Genomic DNA, 26,116 nt, shown 5'->3' on the forward strand with positions numbered 1-26,116 from the left:
GCACCCCTCCCCCGTCCCGCGCGTTCTGCCCAGGGAGGGGGTCGACCGATGCCGTGGTACCTGTGGGCCGTGATCGCCGCCCCGCCTGCCCTCCTCCTCGCCGACCGGCTGCTGCTCCTGCTGGAGCGGCACGGCTGGGTCTACTGGCGCAAGCGGCAGCCCGAGGCCGGCGGCGGCTCGGTGTACAGCGCGATCAACGAGCTCCAGACCCTGCTCTCGCCCGCCCAACGCCACGTCACCGAGCAGAAGGAGCGTCAACTCGTGCTCCGGGACGACGAGTCGGCCGGCGCACCGCATCCCGGCCGGATCGACCTCGACTCCGGCCGGGTGGTGGTCCGTCAACCGCCCGCCGACTGACCGGCCGCACCGAACGCGGTGTGCAGGAACTCGTCCACCGCCGTCTGCGCCTCGGCGGCCGTCGGGCCCTGGAGCAACGCGGTGCCGTGGGCGGCGCCCGGCAGGGTGAGCAGGCGGGCTTGGCCGGGCCGGGCCGCCGCGAGGAAGGAGCGGGCGGCGGGTGCCGAGCCGTACGGGTCGTCGGTGGCGGTCAGCAGGAGCAGCGGGCAGCCGATCCTGCCGATGGACGACTCGACGTCGATGCCGCCCGCCAACTCGGCCTCGGCGGACAGCGAGACCACGCCGACCACCGGCGGCCGGATCCCGGCGGCGGCCACCAGCGAGGCCTTCGCGCCCTCCGACGCGCCCAGCAGCACCACCGGCCCGGGCGGGTCGGCGGCGCGCACCGCGGCGGTGACGGCGGTGAGTTCGTCGACCGGGCCCGCGGTCCCGTAGTCCCAGAGCGCGACCCGGTAGCCCGCCGCCGTCAGGTGGTCGGCCGGCGGAAGCCAGGAGCAGAGGTCCTCGTCGCTCTCGTTGGACAGCACCACCGTGTCCGGGCCCTTGCCGAAGACGGTCACCCGGATCCGGTCGGCGCCGCCCGGCACGCTCGCGACCACCACCCGGGCCCGGCCGGGCGGCGCGCAGCCGTCGGGCGGGCTCGCGCCGCTGGACCCGGGGCTCCCGCAGGCACAGAGCAGCGCGACCGCTCCCGCCGCCAGCAGAACCTGACGCACCTTCATGTTCACGCGAGCCTCCGGGTGAGGAAGTCCAACAGTTCGGCGCGGAACCCGGCCGGTGCGCTGTCGGCGGTCAACTCCCAGCCGTGGCCCGCCCCGGCGGGCAGCACCACCAGGGTCCGGTCGACTGCCGGGGTGCCCAGCGCCGCGAACAGCTGCCGGGTCGCGTCCACGCTCGCGTACGGATCGTCGGCCGCCACCGCCATCAGCACCGGCAGCCGGACGGCCGGCGCGGCCGCACCGGCCTGCGCGAAGTCGTCCGCCGACAGCGCGGCGACCGCGCGGACGCCGGGCGCCGCATGCGCGGCGTAGGCGAGCGCCGCGCTCGCGCCCGCCGAGGCGCCGAGCACGGCCAGCCGGTCGGCACCGTCCCGGCGCAGTTGGTCGACGGCCGCGGCAGTGTCGGCGATCCCGTCGCCCGGGCTCGCCGGGCAGTCGCTGCTGCCCTGGCAGCGGGCGTCGAAGAGCAGCACCCGGAAGCCGTGCCCGACCAGCTCGGCGGCGTACGGCCACCAGCCGCAACCGCCGCTCACGCCGGACTCCGGCACCAGCACCACACCGCGCGGCCCGCCGCCGGCCTCGATCGCGGCCAGCCCCACCCCGTCGGCGGTGCGCAGCCGCAGCGCGCGGGCCGCCGGACCGGTCGGCGACCCGCAGCGGGCAGCGGCGCCGGCGCTCGGGATCCCCCCGCTGCACCCCGAGAGCACGGCCGCCGCGAACACGAGCGACGAAGCAACCCCGGTCCAGGAACGTCTTCGTGTCATGTCGTCAGCCTGTTCGACGGCCCGGCCTTCCGCGATGCTTTCCGTTCAGACCAAAACGCTTGCGGAGGGCCGACCGTGCTGCGCATCGAACTCTCGGCGGACGACCTGGCCCGGGTCCGGTTCGCCGCCCGGCCGGCCCCGCTGGTCGAGTTGAAGCTCGCCCTGATGATGCTCCAACGCCCGGACTCCGCAGCCCTGTTCGGCCGCTGGCGGCACGGCCTGCGGCGCCGGCTGCCCGACACCACCCGCCCGCTCTGGGACCTGCTCACGCCCTACCGCGGGCCGGCCTTCCTCGACCCGGTGAGCACGGATCTGGCCACCGGGCTGCACGAGGTCCGCACCGCGCCGCCCGCCCTCGTCCGGGACGGCATCGAACGCGTCTGGGCCGACCGCCGGAGCACCCCGCCGTCCTGGCTCCACGACCTCGCCGACGGCAGGGCCACCGCCCACCAACTCCTCCACCGCAGCCTGCGCGACGCCTACGACACCGTGCTCCGCGAGAGCTGGCCGGAGATCCGCAGCCTCCACCAGGCCGAGTACCTGCGCTACGCCCTCACCGCCGCCGAACACGGAGTCGCAGCTGCCCTGACCGCCCTCTGCCCGGGCTCACGCCTGGTGGACGGCACCTGGGAACTCGACGCGCCCCACCACCGGCACCTGGTCGCCGCCGGCCGGGGGCTGACCCTGCTCCCCACCTTCCACTGGACCGCAACCCCCTTGCTCGGTGCCGTCCCGGGCCAACCGACCCTGCTCGTCTACCCCGCCGGCCCCGGCATCCCGGTCACCCCCGCCGCCACCGACCACGACCCCCTCGCCCCGGTCCTCGGCACCACCCGCGCCCGCGCCCTCCGCCTCCTCGCCGACCCGATGACCACCACCGACCTCGCCCATCGACTGGGCATCAGCCCGGGCTCCGCCTCCACCCACGCAACGGCCCTGCGCGAAGCCGGTCTGATCGCCACAGCCCGCGACGGCAGAGCGGTCCACCACACCCGCACCGCCCTGGGCACGGCCCTCGCACTGTGAGCCGGCTGGCGCCACCTTCAGTCGGCCGCACCCCTGGGCGGCACGCGGTGGTCGGAGCGAGTGGTGGCCTCCTGGCCGGGTCTGGTCAGGTGGCGGGTGGCACTGGTCATGGCGGGCAGGTCTTCGACGCTCCAGCGCACCTGGCGAGATTTCGGGCCATCATTGCCCAGCTGGAGTCCGGTGCCCTCCCGGAAGGGGAGTCACGAGACCTCATCCGATCCATCAAGAGGAAGTGGAAAGCAAGCATGCGTAGCTCTGCATGGCAGAAGTCCAGCTACTCTGCCAATCACGACGACTGCGTCGAGGTCCGCACAGCCGACGGCCTGGTCGAACTCCGCGAGTCCGACAGCGGCGACATCATCGTCCGCACCACCCCCGTCAAGTTCGCCAAGTTCCTCCAGGGCGTCAAGGACGGCGAGTTCGACCACCACGCCGACCTCAGCAACTGACCTGTCGACGCCCGTTGACTGCCCGAGAATGGATGACGGGACGTCACCCGCCCCGTCCACAGGAAGCGAGAGGCAGAGATGACGAACACCGAGTGGCAGAAGTCCAGCTTCAGCGGATCCGGCGGCGACTGCGTCGAGGTCCGCACAGCCGACGGCCTGGTCGAACTCCGCGAGTCCGACAGTGGCGACATCATCGTCCGCACCACCCCCGTCAAGTTCGCCAAGTTCCTCCAGGGCGTCAAGGACGGCGAGTTCGACCACCACGCCGACCTCGGCAACTGACACACCGCGGGCCCCTCGCCCTTCCCGGGCGAGGGGCCGTCGCAGGTCGGCGGTCCTTGATCAGGCGACCGTCCAGGTGTCCTTCCCGTGCAGCAGGTCGGTCAGGTCGCCGGCACCCTTCTCCCGCACCGCCGTCTGCAGCTGGTCGGCCATCAGGGTGTCGTAGACCGGGCGCTCGACGTCGCGGAAGACGCCGATCGGGGTCTGGTGCAGGGTGTCGTTGTCGGCCAGGCGCGACAGGGCGAAGGCGCTCACCGGGCTGGCGCTGTGCGCGTCGTGCACCACCACCTCGGCGCGGTTGGCGTCCGTCACCTCGGCGACCGTCAACTCGCCGGTCGCCCGGTCACGGAAGACGCCCCGCCCGCCGAACAGCACCGGCTCGCCGTGCTGCAGCCTGATCAGGGCGCTCTCGGCGCTCTCCGCGTCCTTCAAGACATCGAACGCGCCGTCGTTGAAGATGTTGCAGTTCTGGTAGATCTCCACCAGCGCCGTGCCCTCGTGCTGCGCCGCCGCCCGCAGCACCGACGTCAGGTGCGGCCGGTCGGAGTCGATGGTCCGCGCGACGAACGTCGCCTCCGCACCCAGCGCCAACGAGACCGGGTTGAACGGCGCGTCCAGCGAGCCCATCGGCGTCGACTTGGTGATCTTGCCGATCTCCGAGGTCGGCGAGTACTGACCCTTCGTCAATCCGTAGATCCGGTTGTTGAAGAGCAGGATCTTCAGGTTGACGTTGCGCCGCAGCGCGTGGATCAGGTGGTTGCCGCCGATGGAGAGAGCATCACCATCGCCAGTGACGACCCACACCGACAGGTCCCGCCGCGAGGTCGCCAGCCCCGTGGCGATCGCCGGCGCGCGCCCGTGGATCGAGTGCACCCCGTAGGTGTTCATGTAGTACGGGAACCGCGAGGAACACCCGATCCCCGAGATGAAGACGGTGTTCTCCCGCCGGATCCCCAGCTCCGGCATGAAGGCCTGGACGGCGTTGAGGATCACGTAGTCCCCACACCCCGGGCACCAGCGCACCTCCTGGTCGGTCTTGAACTCCTTGGCGGTCTGCAGGGCTTCAGCCTTCGGAACAAGAGAAAGGGAACGCAGCTCGCTCATCGGGTCTCTCCGTCCAGGGTGCCGATCGCCGCCCACAGCACGTCCGCCAACTGGGCCGCCTTGAAGGGCAGTCCGCGGACCTGGTTGTAGGATTCGGCGTCCACCAGGTACTTGGCGCGCAGCAGCATCGCCAGCTGGCCCAGGTTCATCTCCGGCACGATCACCTTGTCGTAACCGGCCAGCACGGTACCGAGGTTGGCCGGGAAGGGGTTGAGGTGGCGCAGGTGGGCCTGGGCGACGTGGCCGCCGTCGGCGCGCACCCGGCGCACCGCCGCCGCGATCGGCCCGTAGGTCGAGCCCCAGCCGACCACCAGCACCTTGGCCTGCCCGTCCGGGTCGTCGACCTCCAGCGGCGGCACGGTGATGCCGTCGATCTTGGCCTGCCGGGTGCGGACCATCAGGTCGTGGTTGGCCGGGTCGTAGGAGATGTTGCCGGTGCCGTCCTGCTTCTCGATGCCGCCGATCCGGTGCTCCAGCCCGGGGGTGCCGGGCACCGCCCACGGGCGGGCCAAGGTCGCCGCATCGCGCTTGTAGGGCCAGAACGCCCCGTCCTCGGTGTTCGGGCCGGTCGCGAAGTCCGGTTCGATCACCGGCAGTTCGTCCACGGCCGGGATCCGCCAGGGCTCCGAGCCGTTGGCCAGGTAGCCGTCCGAGAGCAGCATCACCGGGGTCCGGTAGGCGACCGCGATCCGGGCCGCCTCCAGCGCCGCGTCGAAGCACTCGGCCGGGGTGGCGGGCGCCACGATCGGCACCGGCGCCTCGCCGTTGCGGCCGAACATCGCCTGCAGCAGGTCGGCCTGCTCGGTCTTGGTGGGCAGCCCGGTGGACGGGCCGCCGCGCTGGATGTCCACCACCAGCAGCGGCAGTTCGAGCGAGACCGCGAGCCCGATGGTCTCCGACTTCAGCGCCACGCCGGGCCCGGAGGTGGTGGTGATGCCGAGCGCGCCGCCGAAGGCGGCACCGAGCGCCGCGCCGATGCCGGCGATCTCGTCCTCGGCCTGGAAGGTCCGCACACCGAAGTTCTTGTGCTTGGACAGCTCGTGCAGGATGTCGGAGGCCGGGGTGATCGGGTAGGAGCCGAGGAAGAGCGGCAGCCCGGAGCGCTGGCCGGCGGCGATCAGGCCGTAGGCGAGCGCCAGGTTGCCGGAGATGTTGCGGTAGGTGCCAGCCGGCAGCTTGGCCGGCGCCACCTCGTAGGAGACCGCGAAGTCCTCGGTGGTCTCGCCGAAGTTCCAACCGGCCCGGAACGCGGTGATGTTGGCCTCGGCGATGGCCGGCTTCTTGGCGAACTTGGTCCGCAGGAACGACTCCGTCCCCTTGGTCGGCCGGTGGTACATCCAGGAGAGCAGGCCGAGCGCGAACATGTTCTTCGCCCGCTCGGCGTCCTTGCGCTGCAGGCCGCTCTCCTTGAGCGCCTCCAGGGTGAGCGTGGTCAGCGGCACCTTGTGCAGGTGGTAGCCGTCCAGTGAACCGTCGCCCAGCGGATCCGCCGCGTAGCCCACCTTGGCCAGCGCCCGCTTGGTGAACTCGTCGGTGTCCACGATGATTTCGGCACCGCGCGGCAGGTCCGGCAGGTTGGCCTTGAGGGCCGCCGGGTTCATCGCGACCAGCACGTTCGGCGCGTCGCCCGGGGTCAGGATGTCGTGGTCGGCGAAGTGCAACTGGAAGCTGGAGACCCCGGGCAGGGTGCCCTGTGGTGCCCGGATCTCGGCCGGGAAGTTCGGCAGGGTGGAGAGGTCGTTGCCGAACGATGCCGTCTCCGAGGTGAACCGGTCCCCGGTGAGCTGCATCCCGTCACCCGAGTCCCCCGCGAACCGGATGATCACCCGATCCACCCGCCGGATCGGCTTGCCGCGTCGTGGTGCGCCCGGACCGGGCCGGCCCTGTGGGCCGTCGGCGCCGTCCGGGCCACCGCTCGCTGTTACCTGATCGACCTCGCTGGTCACTGCCGCGGACCTCCCTCAGGGGTACCAGCCGCGGGCGTGGGCCGTGTGCCCCGTCCGCCTGGTGCACCAATCGCATCCTATGCGGGCCGAGTTCCGCTCACGGGTAACTGCAGCAATCGGATGCCCACTGCCGTCACCGAGGCATCGCTGGCCACCCCGGGCCACCGCGGCGGCGGCCCGGCGGATCAGGAGTTGAGGTAGGTGAGAACCGCGAGCACCCGGCGGTGGTCCTGCTGGCTCTGCCCGAGGCCCAGCTTCTGGAAGATGTTGGAGACGTGCTTCTCCACCGCGCCGTCCGAGACCACCAGCTGCTTGGCGATCGCGGCGTTGGTCCGGCCCTCTGCCATCAGGCCGAGCACCTCGCGCTCGCGCGGGGTCAGGCCGGTCAGCACGTCACCCTTGCGGCTGCGGCTGAGCAACTGCTGCACCACCTCGGGGTCCAGCGCGGTGCCGCCCTCGGCGACCCGCTTCACCGCGTCGACGAACTCGCGGACCTCGGCGACCCGGTCCTTCAGCAGGTAGCCGACGCCCCGGGTGGAGCCGGCCAGCAGCTCACCGGCGTACTGCTCCTCGACGTACTGGGAGAGCACCAGCACCCCCAGCCCGGGGTACAGCCCGCGCAGCGTGACGCAGGCCCGCACGCCCTCGTCGGTGAACGTGGGGGGCATCCGCACGTCGGCCACCACCACGTCGGGCAGCCCGTCGCCCGCCGCCAGGTCGTCGATCGTCTTCAGCAGGGCCACGGCGTCGCTCACCCCGGCCACCACCTCCAGGCCGCGGTCGGTGAGCAGCCGGGTCAGGCCCTCCCGGAGCAGGACCGAATCCTCGGCGATGACGACGCGCAGCATGCCCAAACCCCCAGTGAGACGGCCCCGGACAGACCGTGCTGGTCACATCGTACGGATGGCCACCGCGTCGCAGAGCCCTTGCAGGGCCGCCTTGGCCGGGCAGTCCGGCAGCGGGGCGAGCAGCGCGCGGGCCTCCTCCGCGTACCGCAGGGTCTCCCGGCGGGCGTGCTCCAGCGCGGGGTGACGGCGCAGCAGGCGCAGCGCCTCGGCGTGCCGCTGATCGTCCGTCAGGTCCTGCTGGAGCAGCTCGCGCAGCCGCAGGTCGGCCGGGTCGCTCTCGTCCGCGGGCATCGAGCGCAGCAGCAGCACCGGCAGGGTGGGCACGCCCTCGCGCAGGTCGGTGCCGGGGGTCTTGCCGGACTCGTGGCCGTCGCTGGCGATGTCCAGCACGTCGTCGGCGAGCTGGAAGGCCAGGCCCATCTTCTCGCCGTACTCGGTGAGGATGTCCACCATCCACGGCTCGGCCCCGGCCATCTGCGCGCCGAACCGGCCGGAGACGGCCATCAGCGCGCCGGTCTTGCCGGCCAGCACGTCCAGGTAGTGGCTGAGCGGGTCGCCGCCGGGCTGCGGGCCGGCGGTCTCCAGGATCTGGCCGGTGACCAGCCGTTCGAAGGCGTCGGCCTGGGTGCGCACCGCCTCCGGGCCGAGGTCGGCCAGCACCTTGGAGGCCCGCGAGAAGAGGAAGTCGCCGGTCAGGATGGCCACCGAGTTGTCCCAGCGGGCGTTCGCGCTGGGGGCGCCGCGGCGCACCGGGGCCTCGTCCATCACGTCGTCGTGGTACAGGGTGGCGAGGTGGGTCAGCTCGACGACCACGGCGGCGGGCACCACGCCGGGCGCGGTCGGGTCGCCGAACTGGGCGGCGAGCATCACCAGCAGCGGGCGGAAGCGCTTGCCGCCGGCCTCGATGAGGTGGCTCGCGGTGACGGTGATGAACGGGATGTCGCTCTTGACGGCCTCGGTGAGTGCGGTCTCGACCGCCTGCAGCCCGGCCTGGACGTCACGGGTCAGATCGCGGTCCTGCACGCTGAGCCCGAAGGGTCCTACGACGGTCACGAAGACCACTCCTGTCGCCGGTCGATCATGCGGTCCGGTCCCTGTTGCGGCCGCTGCCATCCCCAGCAGCGTATCGGGTCACGAGTGGATCACTGTACGGGCGTGCTGGTCGGAGGCCGAAGAAGCCGCCGGGCCCGGGGAACGCCGCCCCGGACCCGGCCCTCCCGACCGGTTCAGCGGGTGAACATCGCCGCCTTGGAGGCGAGGTCCAGGAAGTACTGCGGCGCGAGGCCGAGCACCAGGGTCGCCGCCACGGCGACCGAGATCACGGTGGCCGTCGCGGTGCTCGGGATCACCACGGCCGGACCGTTCTGCTGCGGCTCGGAGAAGAACATCAGCACGATCACCCGGATGTAGAAGAACGCGGCCACCGCCGAGGTCAGCACACCGACGATGACCAGCGGGGTCGCCCCGCCCGCCGCCGCGGCCTGGAAGACCGCGAACTTACCCGTGAAGCCCGCGGTGAGCGGGATCCCGGCGAAGGAGAGCAGGAAGAGCGCGAACACCGCGGCCAGCAGCGGCGAGCGCCGCCCCAGGCCGGCCCAGCTGGACAGGTGGGTGGCCTCGCCCTTCGAGTCGCGCACCAGGGTGACCGCGGCGAACGCGCCCAGCGTCACCAGGGCGTAGGCGAGCAGGTAGAAGAGGACGGCGCCCAGGCCCTGCCGGTTGGTGGCGATCACCCCGGTCAGGATGAACCCGGCGTGCGCGATCGAGGAGTAGGCGAGCAGCCGCTTCACGTCCTGCTGGGTGACCGCCAGCACCGCGCCGGCCACCATGGTCAGGATCGCCACGCCCCACATCACCGGCCGCCAGTCCCAGCGCAGGCCGGGGAAGGCCACGTAGAAGATCCGCAGCAGCGCGCCGAACGCGGCCACCTTGGTGGCGGCGGCCATGAAGCCGGTCACCGGGGTCGGGGCGCCCTGGTAGACGTCCGGGGTCCAGGCGTGGAACGGCACCGCGCCGACCTTGAAGAGCAGGCCGACCGCGAGCATCGCCAGGCCGATCAGCAGCAGCGCGTCGTTCTGGGTGGTGACGGCCAGCGCCGGGGTGGCCGGGGCGGTGCCGGAGACCACGTCGGCGATGTCCGGGAGCCGGAAGCTGCCGGCGTAGCCGTAGAGCAGCGCGCTGCCGAAGAGGAAGAAGGCCGAGGAGAACGAGCCCAGCAGGAAGTACTTGACCGCCGCCTCCTGGGAGAGCAGCCGGCGGCGCCGGGCCAGCGCGCAGAGCAGGTAGAGCGGGAGGGAGAAGACCTCCAGCGCCACGAACATGGTGAGCAGGTCGTTGGCGGCCGGGAAGAGCAGCATGCCGCCGACCGCGAACAGGGTGATCGGGTAGACCTCGGTGCTGGCGAAGCCGGCCCGGGTGGCCTGCCGCTCCTGCTCGCCGCCGGGGGTGGCGGCGGCCTGCGGGGCGAACGCGTCCTGCGGCACGCCCTCCACCCGCGGGTCGAGCGCGCGCTCGGCGTAGAGCAGCACCGACAGCACCGCGGCCAGCAGGATCACGCCCTGGAGGAAGAGCGCGGGGCCGTCCAGCGCCACCGAGCCCATCGCCAGCAGCCCGCTCTTGGTGGTGCCGTAGCCCTCGGTGGCGAGCACCAGGACGGCGGCGAAGGCGCCGCCGAGCCCGAGCAGGGCCACCAGCAGCTGGATCCGGTAGCGCAGCCGGCGGGGCACGAAGGCCTCCACCAGGATGCCGGCGACCGCCGCGCCGAAGACCACCAGCATCGGGGAGAGCTGGCCGTACTCGATCTGCGGCGCCGGGATGCTCGGGGTGTTGCCGCCGCCGGCGGCGAGGTTCCACAGGCTGTGGACGGAACTCACTTGGTCTCACCTCCTGCGGTGACCGCCACCGGGTGGGCCGGGGCGGGGTCGGTCCGGTGGACCTGGGAGAGGGTGTCGGCGACCGTCGGGTTCACCAGGTCGGTGAGCGGCTTGGGGTAGACGCCCAGCGCGATGGTCAGCGCGATCAGCGGCGCGGCGACCAGCAGTTCACGGGCCTTCAGGTCGGCCATGCCGCTCACCGCGGGCTTCACCGGGCCGGTCATGGTGCGCTGGTAGAGCACCAGCACGTAGAGCGCGGCCAGCACGATGCCCACCGTGGCGATGATGCCGAGCACCGGGTACCGGGTGAAGGTGCCGACCAGCACCAGGAACTCGCTGACGAACGGCGCGAGCCCCGGCAGCGACAGCGTGGCCAGGCCGCCGATCAGGAAGGTGCCGGCCAGCACCGGGGCGACCTTCTGCACCCCGCCGAAGTCGGCGATCAGCCGGGAGCCGCGGCGCGAGATCAGGAACCCGGCGATCAGCATCAGCAGCGCGGTGGAGATGCCGTGGTTGACCATGTAGAGCGTGGCACCGCTCTGGCCCTGGCTGGTCATCGCGAAGATGCCCATGATGATGAAGCCGAAGTGCGAGATCGAGGCGTAGGCGACCAGCCGCTTGATGTCCTTCTGACCCACCGCCAGCAGCGCGCCGTAGATGATCCCGACCACCGCGAGCACCAGGATCGCCGGGGCGAAGAACTTCGAGGCGTTCGGGAAGAGCCCGAGGCAGAACCGCAGCATCGCGAAGGTGCCGACCTTGTCGACCACCGCCGTGATCAGCACGGCCGTTCCGGCGGTGGACTCCCCCATCGCGTTCGGCAGCCAGGTGTGCAGCGGCCAGAGCGGGGCCTTCACCGCGAAGGCGAAGAAGAAGCCGAGGAAGAGCGCCCGCTCCGCGGTCGGGTCGATCACCAGCTTGCCGTCGGCGATCGCCGAGGTGAGGGTCTGCAGGTCGAAGGTGGCGAGGTTCTGGTTCTGCGCGATGACGTAGAGCCCGATCACCGCGGCGAGCATCACCAGGCCGCCGAGCAGGTTGTAGAGCAGGAACTTGACGGCGGCGTAGGAGCGCTGCCGGGCCTGCTCGGGCCCGCCGGCCCTGTCGCCGAAGCCGCCGATCAGGAAGTACATCGGGATCAGCATGGCTTCGAAGAAGACGTAGAACAGGAAGACGTCGGTGGCCAGGAAGGAGACGATCACCATCGCCTCGACGGCGAGGATCAGCGCGAAGTAGCCCTGGGTCCTGCGACGGTTCTCGAAGGTGCCTTCCGGCGCGGGGGCCGGGTCGGCGTCGTGCCAGGCGGCCAGCATCACCAGCGGCACCAGCACCGCGGTGAGCAGCACCAGCACGGTGCCGATCCCGTCCGCGCCGAACGAGAAGCTGATCCCGAAGGCCCGGATCCAGCTGTAGTGCTCGGTCAGCTGGTAGCGCGGGCCGCCGGACTTGAAGCTCGCCGCGATGGCGGCGGCCAGCCCGAGGGTGGCCACCGAGAAGGCCAGCGCGACGGCTTTGGTGGTGCGCCGCCGGGCCTCACTGGTCCCGGCCGGCAGCGCGGCGGTGACGATCGCCCCGGCGGCCGGGACGGCGCAGGCGGTGGTGAGCAGGACGCTCATGCCGCCACCCCCTGACGCCCAGTCAGATCAGTCAGATTCCTCATACCGACCTCATCAGGAGAGTGGTGGCGACCAGCACCAGCGTGCCGCCGAACATGGAGAGCGCGTAGGAGCGGACGTAGCCGTTCTGCACCCGGCGCACCCGGCTGGAGATGCCGCCGATGGTCGCGGCCAGCCCGTTGACCACGCCGTCCAGGCCCTTGCTGTCGAAGTAGACCAGCGCGGCGGTGAGCGCCGAGCCGGGCCGGACCAGCACCGCGTGGTTGATGTCGTCCTGCAGCAGGTCGCGCCGGGCGGCCCGGGTGAGCGCGGAGCCCACCGGCGGGGCGACCGGCACCGGGCTGCGCCCGTAGACCAGGTAGGCGAGGCCGACGCCGGCCAGCATGCAGACCATGGTGATCACGGTGATCGCGATCGACGGCAGCGGCGAGTTGCCCTCGCTGTGCCCGGTGACCGGCGCCAGCCACTTCACGAAGGCGTCGTTCACGCTGAACAGTCCGCCGGCCAGCACCGAGCCGAAGGCCAGCACGATCATCGGCAGGGTCATGGTCTTCGGCGACTCGTGCGGGTGCGGCAGTTCGCCCCGCTCGTCCGGCTGCCAGCGCTTCTCGCCGAAGAAGGTCATCAGCATCACCCGGGTCATGTAGAACGCGGTGACCGCCGCGCCGACCAGGGTGACCGCGCCGAGGATCCAGCCCTCGGTGCCGCCCTTGGCGAACGCCGCCTCGATGATCTTGTCCTTGGAGAAGAAGCCGGACAGGCCGGGGAAGCCGATGATCGCCAGGTAGCCGAGGCCGAAGGTGACGAAGGTGACCGGCAGGTACTTGCGCAGCCCGCCGTAGTGCCGCATGTCGACCTCGTCGTTCATGCCGTGCATGACCGAGCCGGCGCCGAGGAACAGGCCGGCCTTGAAGAAGCCGTGGGTCACCAGGTGCATGATCGCGAAGACGTAGCCGATCGGGCCGAGCCCGGCGGCCAGGATCATGTAGCCGATCTGCGACATGGTCGAGCCGGCCAGCGCCTTCTTGATGTCGTCCTTGGCGCACCCGACGATCGCACCGTAGAGCAGGGTGACCGCGCCGACGCAGACCACGGCGAGCCGGGCGTCCGGGGCCAGGTCGAAGATCGCGTGTGAGCGGGTGATCAGGTAGACGCCGGCGGTCACCATGGTGGCCGCGTGGATCAGCGCGGAGACCGGGGTCGGGCCCTCCATCGCGTCGCCGAGCCAGCTCTGCAGCGGCACCTGGGCCGACTTGCCGCAGGCCGCCAGCAGCAGCATCAGGCCGATCGCGGTCAGCTTGCCCTCGCTCGCCTGGTGGGCGTTGGCGAAGACCCCGCTGAACGAGAAGTCCCCGAACTGGGTGAACATCAGCATGATCGCGATGGACAGCCCGACGTCGCCGACCCGGTTGACGATGAACGCCTTCTTGGCCGCGGTGGCCGCGCTCGGCTTGTGCTGCCAGAACCCGATCAGCAGGTACGAGGCGAGCCCGACCCCCTCCCAACCGACGTACAGCAGGAGGTAGTTGTCGGCCAGCACGAGCAGCAGCATGGCGGCCAGGAAGAGGTTCAGGTAGCCGAAGAACCGCCGCCGGCGCTCGTCGTGGGCCATGTAGCCCACCGAGTAGAGGTGGATCAGCGTGCCGACCCCGGTGATCAGCAGCACGAAGGTCATCGACAGCTGATCCAGCTGGAAGGCCGCGTCGGCCTTGAAGCCGGCCACCGGGATCCAGCTGAACAGCTTGACGTGGACGGCCCGTTGGTCCGCCGAGCGGCCCAGCATCTGGCTGAACAGGACCAGGCCGAAGACGAAGGAGAGCGCGGCCGCCAGGGTGCCGAGCCAGTGCCCGAACCGGTCCAGCGCCCGGCCCCCGAGCAGCAGCAGGGCAGCACCGGCCAGCGGCGCTGCGACGAGCAGCGGGATGAGAGTGTTCACTTCGGTCCCCTACAGCTTCATCAGGTTGCTGTCGTCGACCGAAGCCGAATGCCTGGTACGGAAGATGGAGACGATGATGGCCAGGCCCACGACGACCTCGGCCGCCGCGACCACCATGGTGAAGAAGGCCATGATCTGGCCGTCCAGGTTGCCGTGCAGCCGGGAGAAGGTGACCAGCGCGAGGTTGGAGGCGTTGAGCATCAGCTCCACGCACATGAAGAGCACGATGGCGTTGCGCCGGATCAGCACCCCCGCGGCCCCGATGGTGAACAACAGGGCTGCGAGGTACAGGTAGTTGACCGGATTCACTCCGCCTCCTCCGGCGTCGTCCGCTTGTTCGGCACGGTCTCCAGCGCCTCCCTGGGCTGCGGCGGCGCGGGCCGCTCGGAGGCGGGCCGGCCGAGCCACTCGGCGGTGCTGTTCTCCAACTCGGCCATCCGGCGCAGCATGTCCTGGCTGACGTCGCGGATCTGGCCGCGCTCGCGCAGCGTGGCCATCACCGAGTCCTCGGCGATGCTGCCGTCCGGCAGCAGGGCGGCGATGTCCACCGCGTTGTGCCGGGCGTAGACGCCGGGCGCCGGCAGCGGCGGGACCTGCTTGTTCTCCCGCACCCGCTGGTCGGCGAGCTCGCGCTGGGTCTTCGGCCGCTCCACGTGCTCGCGGTGGGTCAGCAGCATCGCGCCGATCGCCGCGGTGATCAGCAGCGCGCCGGTGACCTCGAAGGCCCAGACGTACTTGGTGAAGATCAGCCGGGCCAGGCCCTGCACGTTGCCCTCGGCGTTGGCCTCGGACAGGCCGGTGAAGTGCCCGAGCTTCGCGTTGGCGATGCCGGCGATCAGCAGCACCCCGAAGCCGAGCCCGCAGAGCACCGCGGCGATCCGCTGGCCCTTGAGGGTCTCCTTCAGCTCGTCGGCACTGGAGACGCCGACCAGCATCACCACGAAGAGGAAGAGCATCATGATCGCGCCGGTGTAGACCACGATCTGCACCACGCCCAGGAAGACCGCGCCCTGGGCCAGGTAGCAGACGGCCAGCGACAGCATGGTGGCGGCCAGGCAGAGGGCGCTGTGCACGGCCTTGCGCATGGTCACCATGCCCAGCGCGCCGCCCACCGCGAGCACCGCGAGCACCCAGAACTGGACCGCCTCGCCGGTGGAGGTCATGAGGTCACCTCGCGCTCTTGCTGCTCCTGGGTCGGCGTGCCCGGGGCGGCGTGGGTGACCTCGCCCCGGTAGTAGGCGCCCTCGTCGGTGCCCGGGTACATCGCGTGCGGCGGCGCCACCATGCCCTCGGTGAGGCCGGACAGCAGCTGCTCCTTGGTGAAGATCAGGTCCTTGCGGGAGGAGTCCGCCAGCTCGTACTCGTTGGTCATGGTGAGCGCGCGGGTCGGGCAGGCCTCGATGCACAGGCCGCACAGGATGCAGCGGGCGTAGTTGATCTGGTAGACCGCGCCGTACCGCTCGCCCGGGGAGTAGCGCTCCTCCTCGGTGTTGTCGGCGCCCTCCACGTAGATGGCGTCCGCCGGGCAGGCCCAGGCGCACAGCTCGCAGCCGACGCACTTCTCCAGGCCGTCCGGGTGCCGGTTGAGCTGGTGGCGGCCGTGGAACCGCGGGGCGGTGGGCTTCTTCTGCTCGGGGTACTGCTCGGTCAGCCGCTTCTTGAACATGGCCTTGAAGGTCACGCCGAAGCCCGCGGCCGGTCCCAGCAGCGAGGGCTTGTCGTCCTGTTCGGACATGCCGGTTCAGCTCCCTTCGGACTGGTTGGCGCCGTTGAGCGCGTCCTGCAGTGGTTCGGCGGGCGGCTGCGCCTGCGGCACCCGGCTGCGCCGGCGCGGCACGGGCGGCAGTTGCTGGCCGGGCAGCGGCGGCACGGGGTACCCGCCCGCCATCGGGTCGAAGGCGGCCGGCGGCTCGAACTGCTTGACCGGCTCCTTGCGCCGGAAGGCGTCCCAGACCAGCGAGAGCAGCAGCACCGCGATCACCGGCGCCCCGACGTAGAGCACCACCTGGCCGAAGCCGTGGCCCTCGTTGCGCAGCGCCCGGACGCTGGCCACCATCACCAGCCAGACCAGCGAGACCGGGATCAGCACCTTCCAGCCCAGCTTCATGAACTGGTCGTAGCGCAGCCGGGGCAGCGTGCCGCGCAGCCAGATGAAGAAGAAGAGCAGCAGCTGGATCTTGATGACGATCCAGAGCATCGGCCACCAGCCGTGGTTGGCGCCGGCCCAGAAGGTGGAGATCGGCCACGGGGCCCGCCAGCCGCCCAGGAAGAGGGTGGAGGCGACGGCCGAGACGGTGACCATGTTGACGTACTCGGCCAGCATGAACATCGCGAACTTCAGCGAGCTGTACTCGGTGTTGAAGCCGCCGACCAGCTCGCCCTCGGCCTCCGGCAGGTCGAACGGGGCCCGGTTGGTCTCACCGACCATCGCGATGACGTACACGATGAAGGAGACCGGCAGCAGCACCGCGAACCAGGTCGGCTGCTGGGCGCTGACGATCTGTGAGGTGGACATCGAGCCGGAGTAGATGAAGACCGCGGCGAACGACAGGCCCATGGCGATCTCGTAGGAGATCATCTGCGCCGAGGAGCGCAGGCCGCCGAGCAGCGGGTAGGTCGAGCCCGAGGACCAGCCGGCCAGCACGATGCCGTAGATCCCGATCGAGGCGGTGGCCAGGATGTAGAGCAGCGCCACCGGCAGGTCGGTGAGCTGCATCGGGGTCCGGGTGCCGAAGATCGAGACCTCGTTGTCGGCCGGGCCGAACGGGATCACCGCGAAGGACATGAAGGCCGGGATCGCGCAGACGATCGGCGCCAGGACGTAGACCACCTTGTCGGCCTTGGCGACCACCAGGTCTTCCTTGAGCGCCAGCTTGATGCCGTCGGCCAGCGACTGCAGCAGGCCCCAGGGCCCGTGCCGGTTCGGGCCGATCCGCAGCTGCATCCAGGCGACGACCTTGCGCTCCCAGACGATCGCGATCAGCACCGTGAGCACCAGGAAGGCGAAGCAGAACACCGCCTTGAGCAGCACCAGCCACCACGGGTCGCGGCCGAAGTACTCCAGGCTCCCTGAGGCGGCCGCTAGTTGGACGCTCGGCAGAGCGGGTGCCATTACTCCTCCTCCCCAGCCGGGGCGATGGTCACCAGGTGACCGACGGTGGTGCCGAGGGTGCGGTGCACGCCCTGGCCGACGGAGTTGACGGGCACCCAGACGGTGCGGTCCGGCTGCTCCGGGGTGATCTCCAGCGCCAGGATCAGCGAGCCGGCCGGGCCGGTGACCCGCAGCCGGCCGCCGGCCGCGACGCCGATCTCGGCGGCGGTGCCGGGCGAGAGCCGGGCGACGGCGGGGTGCCGGGTGCCGGCCAGCTGCTCGTCGCCCTGCTGGAGCCGGCCGCGGTCCAGCAGCAGCCGCCAACCCGCCAGCACCGCCTGGCCGGTGGCCGGCCGGGGCAGCGGGGCGGGGTGGCCGGCCGGTGCGGCCGGGTGGTCGCCGGTCCACGGGGTGAAGGCGTCCAGTTCGAGCCGGGCGGCCCGGATGTCGGGCAGGCCGAGCCGGTGGCCCAGCGCGTCCGCGAGCATGTTCAGCACCCGGACGTCCGAGTGCAGATGACGGCCCATCACCTGGTCGGGCTTGAGGGCGGCTTCGAACATCCGCACCCGGCCCTCCCAGTCCAGGAAGGTGCCGGCCTTCTCGGCCACCGCCGCCACCGGCAGCACCACGTCGGCCTGTTCGGTGACGGCCGAGGGGCGCAGCTCCAGCGAGACGGTGAAGCCGACCCGGGCCAGCGCCTCGTCGGCCAGCTGCGGGTCCGGCAGGTCGTCCGGGTCCAGCCCGCCGATCACCAGGGCGTCCAGGTCGCCGGCCGCGGCGGCGGCCAGGATCTGGCCGGTGTCCCGGCCGAGCCGGGCGGGCAGCTCCGCGGCGCCCCAGACGGCGGCGGCCTCGGCCCGGGCGGCCGGCACGGTGACCGGGCGCCCGCCGGGCAGCAGGCCGGGCAGCGCGCCGGCCTCCAGCGCGCCGCGCTCGCCGGCCCGGCGCGGGATCCAGGCGATCCGGGCGCCGCTGGCGTGGGCCAGCCGCAGCGCGGCGGTCAGCCCGCCGCTGATCTGGGCCAGCCGCTCGCCGACCAGGATCACCGCGCCGGGGCGGCGCAGCTGTTCGGCGGCCTGCTCGGCCTCGCCGTCCAGGCCGGGCGACTCGGCGAGCGTGCCCAGCCACTCGGGCTCGGTGCCGGGGGCGGCGGGCAGCAGGGTGCCGCCCAACTTGGCCAGGCCGCGCGAGCGGTGGTCGGCGACCGCGTAGACCTTCAGGCCCTTGCGGGTGGCCTTGCGCAGCCGCAGGAAGACGATCGGCGACTCCTCCTCGGGCTCGAAGCCCGCGAGCAGCACGGCCGGGGCCTCTTCCAGGGCCTGGTAGCTGACCCCCTGCCCGGACAGGTCCACGCCCTGCCCGGCGACCGCGGCGGCCAGGAAGTCGGCCTCCTCGGCGCTGTGCGGGCGGGCCCGGAAGTCCACGTCGTTGGTGCCGAGCACCACCCGGGCGAACTTGGCGTAGCCGTAGGCGTCCTCCACGGTCACCCGCCCGCCGGCCAGCACGCCGGCCCGGGCGCCGCGCAGCCCCTCGGCCGCGGCGGCCAGCGCCTGCGGCCAGGAGGCCTCCACCAGTTCGCCGGTGGCCGGGTCGCGGACCAGCGGGCTGGTCAGCCGGTCCCGCTGCTGGGCGTAGCGGAAGGCGAACCGGCCCTTGTCGCAGTTCCACTCCTCGTTCACCGCCGGGTCCTCGCCGGCCAGTCGGCGCAGCACCTTGCCGCGCCGGTGGTCGGTGCGCTGCGCGCACCCGGCGGAGCAGTGCTCGCAGACGCTGGGCGAGGAGACCAGGTCGAACGGGCGGGAGCGGAACCGGTAGGCGGCCGAGGTGAGCGCGCCGACCGGGCAGATCTGGATGGTGTTGCCGGAGAAGTACGACTCGAAGTCGTCGCCGGCCCCGGTGCCGACCTGCTGCAGCGCGCCGCGCTCCACCAGGTCGATGAGCGGGTCGCCGGCGATCTGCTGGGAGAACCGGGTGCAGCGGGCGCAGAGCACGCAGCGCTCCCGGTCCAGCAGCACCTGGCTGCTGATCGGCACCGGCTTCTCGTACGTCCGCTTCATCCCGTCGAACCGGGACTCGGCCTGGCCGTTGGACATCGCCTGGTTCTGCAGCGGGCACTCGCCGCCCTTGTCGCAGACCGGGCAGTCCAGCGGGTGGTTGATCAGCAGCAGCTCCATCACGCCGCGCTGGGCCTTCTCGGCCACCGGCGAGCTGACCTGGGTGCGCACCACCATGCCCTCGGCGACCGGGATGGTGCAGGAGGCGACCGGCTTGCGCTGGCCCTCGATCTCCACGATGCACTGCCGGCAGGCGCCGGCCGGGTCGAGCAACGGGTGGTCGCAGAACCTCGGCACCTGGGTGCCGATCTGCTCGGCCGCGCGGATCACCAGGGTGCCCTTGGGGACCTGGACTTCGACGCCGTCGATGGTGAGCGTGACGAGCTCGACCTCCGTGCGGGTTGGCTCAGTGACGGTCACGCGTGCACCTCCCTCTCGGTGGCGGGGCTGGGGGCCGCGGCCCGGCGGGCGTCGGCCCAGACGGTGCTGGCGGCCGGGTCGAACGGGCAGCGGCGCTCGGCCAGGTGCTGCTCGTACTCGGCGCGGAAGTGCTGCAGCGAGGAGACGATCGGGCTGGCCGCGCCGTCGCCCAGGGCGCAGAACGACTTGCCGTTGATGTTGTCGGCGATGTCCAGCAGCTTCTCCAGGTCGCCGGGCTCGCCCTGGCCGGCCTCGATCCGCTGGAGCAACTGGACCAGCCAGTAGGTGCCTTCACGGCACGGGGTGCACTTGCCGCAGGACTCGTGGGCGTAGAACTCGGTCCACCGGGTGACCGCGCGGACCACGCAGGTGGTCTCGTCGAAGACCTGCAGCGCCTTGGTGCCGAGCATCGAGCCGGCCGCCCCGACGCCCTCGTAGTCGAGGGCGACGTCGAGGTGCTCGTCGGTGAACATCGGCGTGGAACTGCCGCCCGGGGTCCAGAACTTGAGCCGGTGTCCGGCCCGGATCCCGCCGCTGATCTCCAGCAGCTGACGCAGCGTCACGCCGAGCGGGGCCTCGTACTGGCCGGGGTTGGTGACGTGCCCGGAGAGCGAGTAGAGCGTGAACCCGGGCGACTTCTCGGTGCCCAGCGAGGTGAACCACTCCTTGCCGCGGCTCAGGATCGGCGGCACCGAGGCGATCGACTCGACGTTGTTCACCACGGTCGGGCAGGCGTAGAGGCCGGCGATCGCCGGGAACGGCGGGCGCAGCCGGGGCTGGCCGCGCCGGCCCTCCAGCGAGTCCAGCAGCGCCGTCTCCTCGCCGCAGATGTAGGCGCCGGCCCCGGCGTGCACGGTGATGTCCAGGTCGATCCCGCTGCCCAGGACGTCCTTGCCGAGGTAGCCGGCCTGGTAGGCCTCGGCCACCGCGGCGTGCAGCCGGCGCAGCACCGGCACGGTCTCGCCGCGCAGGTAGATGAAGGCGTGGTCGCAGCGGATCGCGTAGGAGGCGATCACCATGCCCTCGATCAGCGCGTGCGGGTTGGCGAAGAGCAGCGGGATGTCCTTGCAGGTGCCCGGCTCGGACTCGTCCGCGTTGACCACCAGGTAGTGCGGCTTGCCGTCGTTCTGCGGGATGAACTGCCACTTCATGCCGGTCGGGAAGCCGGCGCCGCCGCGGCCGCGCAGCCCGGCCTCCTTGACCAGCGCGATCACCGCGTCCGGCTCCATCGCCAGCGCGGCGCGCAGGCCCTGGTAGCCCTCGTGGCGGTGGTAGGTCTCCAGCGACCACGGCCGGTGGTCGGCCCAGGAGGCGGAGAGCACGGGGGTGAGCAGCTTCTCGGCCGGCTCGGTGGCGGTCATCACGCTTCCGTCCCTTCGTTGCGCGGCGAGACCACCCGGGCGCCCGGGGTGCCGGGCAGCGACTCGCCCTTGGCCAGGCGCAGGCCGGCCAGGCTCGGGGCGCCGCCCGCGCCGGACTCGTCGTTGGCGCCGGCCCGCTCGTCCGGGAACCCGGCCAGGATCCGGGCGGTCTCCTTGAAACCGCACAGCCGGGCGCCGCGGGTCGGCCGGACCTCGCCGCCGGCCCGCAGGTCGTCCACCAACTGCCTTGCGCTGTCCGGGGTCTGGTTGTCGAAGAACTCCCAGTTGACCATCACCACGGGGGCGTAGTCGCAGGCCGCGTTGCACTCGATGTGCTCCAGCGAGATCTTCCCGTCCTCGGTGGTCTCGTTGTTGCCGATCTCCAGGTGCTCCTTGAGCTCCTCGAAGATCTGGTCGCCGCCGAGCACCGCGCAGAGCGTGTTGGTGCAGACCCCGACGTGGTACTCGCCGGCCGGGCGGCGCCGGTACATCGTGTAGAAGGTGGCGACGGCCGTGACCTCGGCCGTGGTCAGCTCCAACTGTTCGGCGCAGAACCGGATCCCGGTGGTGCTGACGAAGCCCTCCTCGGCCTGCACCAGGTGCAGCAGCGGCAGCAGGGCGGAACGTGCCTGCGGGTAGCGGTCGATCAGCTTCCGGGCGTCGGCAGCCAGCCGCTGCTCGACCTCCGGCGGGTACGGCTTGGCCGGCAGCGCCGGCAAACCGAGGTCAGTGCTCACCGGTCCACGCCTCCCATCACCGGGTCGATCCCGGCCACCGCCACGATCACGTCGGCGACCTGGCCGCCCTCGCACATGGCCGCCATCGTCTGCAGGTTGGTGAACGACGGGTCACGGAAGTGCACCCGGTACGGCCGGGTTCCGCCGTCGCTCACCACGTGGACGCCGAGTTCGCCCTTGGGCGACTCGACCGCCGCGTAGGCCTGGCCGACCGGGACCCGGAAGCCCTCGGTGACCAGCTTGAAGTGGTGGATCAGGGCCTCCATCGAGGTGCCCATGATCTGCCGGATGTGATCCAGCGAGTTGCCCATCCCGTCCGGGCCGACGGCCAGTTGGGCCGGCCAGGCGATCTTCTTGTCGCCCACCATCACCGGCCCGGGGGCCAGCCGGTCCAGGCACTGCTCGACGATCCGCAACGACTGCCGCATCTCCTCCAGCCGGATCAGGAAACGGCCGTAGGAGTCCGCGGTGTCCGCCACCGCGACCTCGAAGTCGTAGTTCTCGTAGCCGCAGTAGGGATCGGTCTTGCGCAGGTCGTGCGGCAGGCCGGTGGCCCGCAGGATCGGGCCGGTGGCGCCGAGCGCCAGGCAGCCGGGCAGGTCGAGGAAGCCGACGTCGACCAGCCGGGCCTTGAACACCGGGTTGCCGGTGGCGAGTTTGTCGTACTCGTGCATCCGGGAACGGAGCGTCCTGACCGCCTCGCGGATCTGGTCGACCGCGCCCGGCGGCAGGTCCTGGGCCAGCCCGCCGGGCCGCACGTAGGCGTGGTTCATCCGCAGGCCGGTGACCAACTCGAAGACGTCCAGGATCAGTTCGCGGTCCCGGAAGCCGTAGATCATCAGCGTGGTGGAGCCGATCTCCATGCCGCCGGTGGCCAGGCAGACCAGGTGCGAGGAGATCCGGTTGAGCTCCATCATCAACACCCGGATGACGTTGGCCCGTTCCGGCACGTCCGCGGTGATGCCGAGCAGCTTCTCCACCGCCAGGCAGTAGGCGGTCTCGTTGAACAGCGGGGTGAGGTAGTCCATCCGGGTCACGAAGGTGGTGCCCTGCACCCAGGAGCGGAACTCCATGTTCTTCTCGATGCCGGTGTGCAGGTAGCCGATGCCGCAGCGGGCCTCGGTGACCGTCTCGCCGTCGATCTCCAGGATCAGCCGCAGCACTCCGTGGGTGGACGGGTGCTGCGGGCCCATGTTGACGATGATGCGTTCGTCGTCCGCCCGGGCGACGGCGTCCACCACCTCGCCCCAGTCGCCGCCGGTGACGGTGAAGACCCGTCCCTCGGTGGTGTCGCGCGCGCCGGCTTCCTCAAAGTGAGTGGTCATCAGGAGTACGACCTCCGCTGGTCGGGCGCCGGGATCTGGGCGCCCTTGTACTCGACGGGGATGCCGCCGAGCGGGTAGTCCTTGCGCTGCGGATGGCCCAGCCAGTCGTCCGGCATCATGATCCGGGTGAGCGCCGGGTGGCCCTCGAAGACGATGCCGAAGAAGTCGTAGGCCTCGCGCTCGTGCCAGTCGTTGGTCGGGTAGACGCTCACCACCGAGGGGATCCGCGGATCGGCGTCCGGCGCGGTCACCTCGACCCGGACCAGCCGGCCGTGGGTGATCGAGCGCAGCTGGTAGACCGCGTGCAACTCCCTTCCGGCGTCGGACGGGTAGTGCACGCCGCTGACGCCCAGGCAGAGCTCGAAGCGCAGCGCCGGGTCGTCGCGCAGCGTCCGCATGGTCTGCGGCAGGTGCTCGCGGGCGATCTGGAAGGTGAGCTCCTCGCGGTCGACCACGGTCTTCTCGATCACCTGACTTACCGTCAGGCCCTGTTCCTCCAGGGCGCCTTCGAGCTCGTCGGCGATCTCGTCGAAGAGGCCGGGCCGGCCGGCCGGGCCGCCGTAGGGCCGCTCGGCCGGCGCGGGCAGCGCGACCGCGGCGGTCAGGCCGCCGAACCCGGAGGTGTCGCCGCTGCCCTGGGCGCCGAACATGCCCTTGCGCCGGCCGACCACCTCGACCGGGATCTCTTTCCTGGTCTGCGGGACGGGCTGCTGCTCCTCGCTCATCGCAGCTGCCCCCGCATCTCGCTGGTGGGCACGGCGTCCAGGGCCAGCTCCTCGGCCAGCTCCTGGGCCCGCCGCTTGTTCACGCCCAGCGGCTCGTGCTGGATCTTCTCGTGCAACTTGATGATCGCGTCCATCAGCATCTCCGGGCGCGGCGGGCAACCGGGCAGGTAGATGTCCACGGGGACGATGTGGTCGACGCCCTGGACGATCGCGTAGTTGTTGAACATGCCGCCCGAGGACGCGCAGACGCCCATCGAGATGACCCACTTGGGGTTGGCCATCTGGTCGTAGACCTGGCGGAGCACCGGGGCCATCTTCTGGCTGACCCGGCCGGCCACGATCATCAGGTCGGCCTGCCGGGGCGAACCCCGGAAGACCTCCATGCCGAACCGGGCCAGGTCGTAGCGGCCGGCGCCGGTGGTCATCATCTCGATGGCGCAGCAGGCCAGCCCGAAGGTGGCCGGGAAGAGCGAGGCCTTTCTCACCCACCCCGCGGCACTCTCCACCGTGGTGAGCAGAAAGCCGCTCGGCAGCTTCTCCTCGATTCCCATCTACCCATCCCTCTCAGTGGTTTGGCAGGTCGGTCCCGTCGGGGCGCCCGCTGGGGGCGTCAGTCCCACTCCAGGCCGCCGCGACGCCACACGTACGCGTAGGCGACGAACACGGTGGCGATGAAGAGGAGCATCTCGACCAGCCCGAAGATCCCCAGGGCGTCGAAGCTGACCGCCCACGGGTAGAGGAAGACGATCTCGATGTCGAAGACGATGAAGAGCATCGCCGTCAGGTAGTACTTGATCGGGAACCGCCCGCCGCCCACCGGCTGCGGCGTCGGCTCGATGCCGCACTCGTAGGCTTCCAACTTGGCCCGGTTGTAGCGCTTCGGGCCGGTGAGCGAGGCCATCACGACGGAGCCGACCGCGAACGCCGCCGCGATGGCACCCAGTACGAGGATCGGCGCGTAGGCATTCATCCGCCGTCGCTCCTTCCGTCCAGTCGTCCTTGACTGCAGATCGGAACCGCCGGGTCACTGTGGGGTGATCCGGTGATCCGGTTCCCGAGATCCACCCCATGTGAGGCAGTTCACAAAGCCCGGATCGAGCGCATCCTATGCCCGTCCGCTTGTGACGTGCGACACGCGGTTCGAGACGATCTCTGTGATCTACACCACCTCGCAGACCCGTAGCCATGCGCACAAGTAGCGAGATATGAACACAACGAACCCAGACGGTCGCATTCCGTCATATTTATCTGCGAACCCGCTGGCCAGGGCGCCGTTCCTATATCAACTATCCTGCGATCAAGGCAAATTTCGGGGCTTTAACTTCGCGTGCTAAGGGACCCCACTCGACCGGGTGACGCCCGCCGCGCCGTCGGCTTGACCCCTGGTTCACAAGCGCACGCGCGCCGCGGGGCCGCCGGCCACCTCGGGTTCGCCGTCAGGCCGGCTCGGGGGCCGACGGCCGCGGCAGGGCGACCCGCCGACCCGCCTCGGTGCCGGCCAGCACCAGCCCCGCACCGGCGAGCACCGCGACGGTCAACCGGCCACCGCCCAGCGCGATGCCGAGCACCGCCGCCCACAGCGGCTCGGTGCCCAGCAGCAGGGAGACCCGGGAGGGCGAGGTGGCCCGCACCGCCCACATCTGCACCGCGAAGGCGAACAGCGTGCAGAACAGCGCCAGGTACAGCAGCAGCCCCCACTGCGCGGGGCCGAAGCCGACCGCCAGCCGCCACGGCGCGGGCGCCCCCGTGAACGGCGTCACCAGCGCGAACACCAAGGCGGCAGTGGCCAGTTGGACCCAGGTCAGGGCGCCGGAGTCGGTCCCGCGCAGGGCCCGGGTGCGACCCATCACCAGCATGTGCCCGGTGCGCACGACCGCCGCGCCCAGCATCAGCAGATCACCGGCGCAGGGCGCCCGCAGACCACTGCCCTGGGTCAGCAGGGCGATCCCGAGCAGCGAGGCGCCGGCCGCGAGCAGGAACGGCCGCGACGGCCTGACCCGACCCAACAGGCTCTCGCCGAGCGGCGTGAGCAGCATGTTGAGGCTGATGATCAGCCCGGCGTTGGTGGCGGAGGTGTGCACCGCACCGAAGGTCTCCAGCAGGAAGATCCCGCCGAGGATCAGCCCGAGCAGCGCACCACCGGTCCACTCCACCCTGCTCAACCCGCGCAGCCGGCGCCCCACCAGCACCCCCAGCAACGGCAGCACCAGCGCGAACCGCAGCACCAGCACGGGCAGCACGGTCTGCGCCGTGGCCAGGTGCTTCACCGCCAGGAAGCTCGACCCCCACACGACCGCCACGGCCAGCAACGGCAGATCGGCCAGCCGTGCTTGTGAAGGGCTTCGCATACCGGGCTCCGTCCGCGGGTCCGCCGTCAGGTCCGCGCTCCGTTGCGCCGACCGGCATGATCCCGCACCGCCCGCCCGATGATCAACGGCTTTCCGGGCCGCCCCGAACGACCGTTGCCGATCCGCGAATCGACAGGA

General features: G+C 71.4%; 25 protein-coding genes. 4 read left to right on the forward strand and 21 right to left on the reverse strand.

Annotation, left to right across the window (positions count from 1 at the left end; translation table 11 throughout):
- The first annotated feature begins 48 nt into the window (after window positions 1-48).
- The gene (locus FHX73_RS10715; RefSeq protein ID WP_145904787.1) at window positions 49-357 is read left to right on the forward strand and encodes a DUF6191 domain-containing protein; all 309 of its coding nucleotides are present in this window, start codon (window positions 49-51) and stop codon (window positions 355-357) included.
- Here the strand turns inward: FHX73_RS10715 and FHX73_RS10720 are convergent.
- Together FHX73_RS10720 and FHX73_RS10725 are read right to left on the reverse strand one after the other, a co-directional pair.
- On the reverse strand, window positions 339-1,079 hold the full coding sequence (locus FHX73_RS10720) for an alpha/beta hydrolase (RefSeq protein ID WP_145904788.1): 741 nt from the start codon (window positions 1,077-1,079) through the stop codon (window positions 339-341). The two genes, FHX73_RS10715 and FHX73_RS10720, sit on opposite strands and share 19 nt — an antisense overlap.
- A gap of 2 nt (window positions 1,080-1,081) precedes the next feature.
- On the reverse strand, window positions 1,082-1,840 hold the full coding sequence (locus FHX73_RS10725) for an alpha/beta hydrolase (protein ID WP_145904789.1): 759 nt from the start codon (window positions 1,838-1,840) through the stop codon (window positions 1,082-1,084).
- 75 nt (window positions 1,841-1,915) lie between these two features.
- Between FHX73_RS10725 and FHX73_RS10730 the strand changes: the two genes are divergently transcribed.
- The 3 genes from FHX73_RS10730 to FHX73_RS10740 all read left to right on the forward strand — a co-directional run bounded on the left by FHX73_RS10730 (window position 1,916) and on the right by FHX73_RS10740 (window position 3,597).
- Complete coding sequence (locus FHX73_RS10730; RefSeq protein WP_145904790.1) at window positions 1,916-2,866, forward strand: winged helix-turn-helix domain-containing protein; 951 nt, start codon at window positions 1,916-1,918, stop codon at window positions 2,864-2,866.
- Window positions 2,867-3,111: 245 nt separating this feature from the next.
- Window positions 3,112-3,315, forward strand: coding sequence for a DUF397 domain-containing protein (locus tag FHX73_RS10735; protein ID WP_145904791.1), 204 nt, complete (start codon window positions 3,112-3,114; stop codon window positions 3,313-3,315).
- Window positions 3,316-3,393: 78 nt separating this feature from the next.
- A complete protein-coding gene (locus FHX73_RS10740) occupies window positions 3,394-3,597 on the forward strand; it encodes a DUF397 domain-containing protein (RefSeq protein ID WP_145904792.1) in 204 nt (67 codons plus the stop codon).
- A gap of 60 nt (window positions 3,598-3,657) precedes the next feature.
- Here the strand turns inward: FHX73_RS10740 and FHX73_RS10745 are convergent, their stop codons facing one another.
- The 19 genes from FHX73_RS10745 to FHX73_RS10835 form a co-directional block, all read right to left on the reverse strand.
- Window positions 3,658-4,701 carry a 2-oxoacid:ferredoxin oxidoreductase subunit beta gene (locus FHX73_RS10745; protein ID WP_145904793.1) on the reverse strand — a complete coding sequence of 348 codons (1,044 nt, stop codon included), beginning with the start codon at window positions 4,699-4,701 and terminating at the stop codon, window positions 3,658-3,660.
- Window positions 4,698-6,545 carry a 2-oxoacid:acceptor oxidoreductase subunit alpha gene (locus tag FHX73_RS10750; RefSeq protein WP_281292715.1) on the reverse strand — a complete coding sequence of 616 codons (1,848 nt, stop codon included), beginning with the start codon at window positions 6,543-6,545 and terminating at the stop codon, window positions 4,698-4,700. The genes FHX73_RS10745 and FHX73_RS10750 overlap by 4 nt, the downstream gene beginning before the upstream one ends.
- Before the next feature lie 287 nt (window positions 6,546-6,832).
- On the reverse strand, window positions 6,833-7,492 hold the full coding sequence (locus FHX73_RS10755; protein WP_170305060.1) for a response regulator transcription factor: 660 nt from the start codon (window positions 7,490-7,492) through the stop codon (window positions 6,833-6,835).
- A gap of 45 nt (window positions 7,493-7,537) precedes the next feature.
- Complete coding sequence (locus FHX73_RS10760; protein ID WP_145904796.1) at window positions 7,538-8,548, reverse strand: polyprenyl synthetase family protein; 1,011 nt, start codon at window positions 8,546-8,548, stop codon at window positions 7,538-7,540.
- A 173-nt stretch (window positions 8,549-8,721) separates the two neighbouring features.
- Window positions 8,722-10,368, reverse strand: coding sequence for an NADH-quinone oxidoreductase subunit NuoN (gene nuoN / locus FHX73_RS10765; RefSeq protein ID WP_145904797.1), 1,647 nt, complete (start codon window positions 10,366-10,368; stop codon window positions 8,722-8,724).
- Complete coding sequence (locus tag FHX73_RS10770; RefSeq protein WP_145904798.1) at window positions 10,365-11,981, reverse strand: NADH-quinone oxidoreductase subunit M; 1,617 nt, start codon at window positions 11,979-11,981, stop codon at window positions 10,365-10,367. The genes nuoN and FHX73_RS10770 overlap by 4 nt, the downstream gene beginning before the upstream one ends.
- Window positions 11,982-12,021: 40 nt before the next feature.
- Window positions 12,022-13,917, reverse strand: a complete 1,896-nt coding sequence (nuoL, locus tag FHX73_RS10775; protein WP_145904799.1) for an NADH-quinone oxidoreductase subunit L — start codon at window positions 13,915-13,917, stop codon at window positions 12,022-12,024.
- Window positions 13,918-13,926: 9 nt separating this feature from the next.
- Complete coding sequence (gene nuoK / locus FHX73_RS10780) at window positions 13,927-14,226, reverse strand: NADH-quinone oxidoreductase subunit NuoK (RefSeq protein ID WP_101381844.1); 300 nt, start codon at window positions 14,224-14,226, stop codon at window positions 13,927-13,929.
- Window positions 14,223-15,080 (reverse strand): NADH-quinone oxidoreductase subunit J, encoded by an 858-nt coding sequence (locus FHX73_RS10785; protein WP_145904800.1) that lies wholly within the window; start codon window positions 15,078-15,080, stop codon window positions 14,223-14,225. The genes nuoK and FHX73_RS10785 overlap by 4 nt, the downstream gene beginning before the upstream one ends.
- A complete protein-coding gene (gene nuoI / locus FHX73_RS10790; protein ID WP_145904801.1) occupies window positions 15,077-15,652 on the reverse strand; it encodes an NADH-quinone oxidoreductase subunit NuoI in 576 nt (191 codons plus the stop codon). Before nuoI ends, FHX73_RS10785 begins: the two co-directional genes overlap by 4 nt.
- A gap of 6 nt (window positions 15,653-15,658) precedes the next feature.
- Window positions 15,659-17,029 (reverse strand): NADH-quinone oxidoreductase subunit NuoH, encoded by a 1,371-nt coding sequence (gene nuoH, locus FHX73_RS10795; protein ID WP_145904802.1) that lies wholly within the window; start codon window positions 17,027-17,029, stop codon window positions 15,659-15,661.
- Window positions 17,029-19,482 carry an NADH-quinone oxidoreductase subunit G gene (locus tag FHX73_RS10800; RefSeq protein ID WP_145904803.1) on the reverse strand — a complete coding sequence of 818 codons (2,454 nt, stop codon included), beginning with the start codon at window positions 19,480-19,482 and terminating at the stop codon, window positions 17,029-17,031. Before FHX73_RS10800 ends, nuoH begins: the two co-directional genes overlap by 1 nt.
- A complete protein-coding gene (nuoF, locus tag FHX73_RS10805; RefSeq protein ID WP_145904804.1) occupies window positions 19,479-20,843 on the reverse strand; it encodes an NADH-quinone oxidoreductase subunit NuoF in 1,365 nt (454 codons plus the stop codon). Before nuoF ends, FHX73_RS10800 begins: the two co-directional genes overlap by 4 nt.
- Entirely contained in the window at window positions 20,843-21,580 is a 738-nt protein-coding gene (gene nuoE / locus FHX73_RS10810; RefSeq protein WP_342795294.1) for an NADH-quinone oxidoreductase subunit NuoE, read from the reverse strand. The genes nuoF and nuoE overlap by 1 nt, the downstream gene beginning before the upstream one ends.
- Complete coding sequence (locus FHX73_RS10815; protein ID WP_145904805.1) at window positions 21,577-22,905, reverse strand: NADH-quinone oxidoreductase subunit D; 1,329 nt, start codon at window positions 22,903-22,905, stop codon at window positions 21,577-21,579. The genes nuoE and FHX73_RS10815 overlap by 4 nt, the downstream gene beginning before the upstream one ends.
- Window positions 22,905-23,630, reverse strand: a complete 726-nt coding sequence (locus FHX73_RS10820) for an NADH-quinone oxidoreductase subunit C (RefSeq protein WP_145904806.1) — start codon at window positions 23,628-23,630, stop codon at window positions 22,905-22,907. The genes FHX73_RS10815 and FHX73_RS10820 overlap by 1 nt, the downstream gene beginning before the upstream one ends.
- On the reverse strand, window positions 23,627-24,181 hold the full coding sequence (locus FHX73_RS10825) for a NuoB/complex I 20 kDa subunit family protein (RefSeq protein WP_145904807.1): 555 nt from the start codon (window positions 24,179-24,181) through the stop codon (window positions 23,627-23,629). Before FHX73_RS10825 ends, FHX73_RS10820 begins: the two co-directional genes overlap by 4 nt.
- A gap of 59 nt (window positions 24,182-24,240) precedes the next feature.
- On the reverse strand, window positions 24,241-24,600 hold the full coding sequence (locus tag FHX73_RS10830; protein ID WP_014137597.1) for an NADH-quinone oxidoreductase subunit A: 360 nt from the start codon (window positions 24,598-24,600) through the stop codon (window positions 24,241-24,243).
- 466 nt (window positions 24,601-25,066) lie between these two features.
- Window positions 25,067-25,978: a DMT family transporter gene (locus tag FHX73_RS10835; RefSeq protein ID WP_145904808.1), complete on the reverse strand. Its 912-nt coding sequence runs from the start codon at window positions 25,976-25,978 to the stop codon at window positions 25,067-25,069.
- Window positions 25,979-26,116: the final 138 nt, after the last annotated feature.

The organism is Kitasatospora viridis, assembly GCF_007829815.1.
In the GTDB taxonomy this organism is placed as follows: Bacteria; Actinomycetota; Actinomycetes; order Streptomycetales; family Streptomycetaceae; genus Kitasatospora; species Kitasatospora viridis.

Excerpts from the sequence above, each read along its gene's own strand:
- FHX73_RS10720 (WP_145904788.1), bottom strand. The coding sequence starts at position 1,079 with ATGAAGGTGCGTCAGGTTCTGCTGGCGGCGGGAGCGGTCGCGCTGCTC.
- nuoF (WP_145904804.1), bottom strand. The coding sequence starts at position 20,843 with ATGACCGCCACCGAGCCGGCCGAGAAGCTGCTCACCCCCGTGCTCTCC.
- FHX73_RS10835 (WP_145904808.1), bottom strand. The coding sequence starts at position 25,978 with ATGCGAAGCCCTTCACAAGCACGGCTGGCCGATCTGCCGTTGCTGGCC.
- FHX73_RS10740 (WP_145904792.1), top strand. The coding sequence starts at position 3,394 with ATGACGAACACCGAGTGGCAGAAGTCCAGCTTCAGCGGATCCGGCGGC.
- FHX73_RS10830 (WP_014137597.1), bottom strand. The coding sequence starts at position 24,600 with ATGAATGCCTACGCGCCGATCCTCGTACTGGGTGCCATCGCGGCGGCG.
- FHX73_RS10785 (WP_145904800.1), bottom strand. The coding sequence starts at position 15,080 with ATGACCTCCACCGGCGAGGCGGTCCAGTTCTGGGTGCTCGCGGTGCTC.
- nuoI (WP_145904801.1), bottom strand. The coding sequence starts at position 15,652 with ATGTCCGAACAGGACGACAAGCCCTCGCTGCTGGGACCGGCCGCGGGC.
- FHX73_RS10825 (WP_145904807.1), bottom strand. The coding sequence starts at position 24,181 with ATGGGAATCGAGGAGAAGCTGCCGAGCGGCTTTCTGCTCACCACGGTG.
- FHX73_RS10735 (WP_145904791.1), top strand. The coding sequence starts at position 3,112 with ATGCGTAGCTCTGCATGGCAGAAGTCCAGCTACTCTGCCAATCACGAC.
- FHX73_RS10820 (WP_145904806.1), bottom strand. The coding sequence starts at position 23,630 with ATGAGCGAGGAGCAGCAGCCCGTCCCGCAGACCAGGAAAGAGATCCCG.
- FHX73_RS10815 (WP_145904805.1), bottom strand. The coding sequence starts at position 22,905 with ATGACCACTCACTTTGAGGAAGCCGGCGCGCGCGACACCACCGAGGGA.
- FHX73_RS10745 (WP_145904793.1), bottom strand. The coding sequence starts at position 4,701 with ATGAGCGAGCTGCGTTCCCTTTCTCTTGTTCCGAAGGCTGAAGCCCTG.
- FHX73_RS10715 (WP_145904787.1), top strand. The coding sequence starts at position 49 with ATGCCGTGGTACCTGTGGGCCGTGATCGCCGCCCCGCCTGCCCTCCTC.
- FHX73_RS10725 (WP_145904789.1), bottom strand. The coding sequence starts at position 1,840 with ATGACACGAAGACGTTCCTGGACCGGGGTTGCTTCGTCGCTCGTGTTC.
- nuoH (WP_145904802.1), bottom strand. The coding sequence starts at position 17,029 with ATGGCACCCGCTCTGCCGAGCGTCCAACTAGCGGCCGCCTCAGGGAGC.
- FHX73_RS10770 (WP_145904798.1), bottom strand. The coding sequence starts at position 11,981 with ATGAGCGTCCTGCTCACCACCGCCTGCGCCGTCCCGGCCGCCGGGGCG.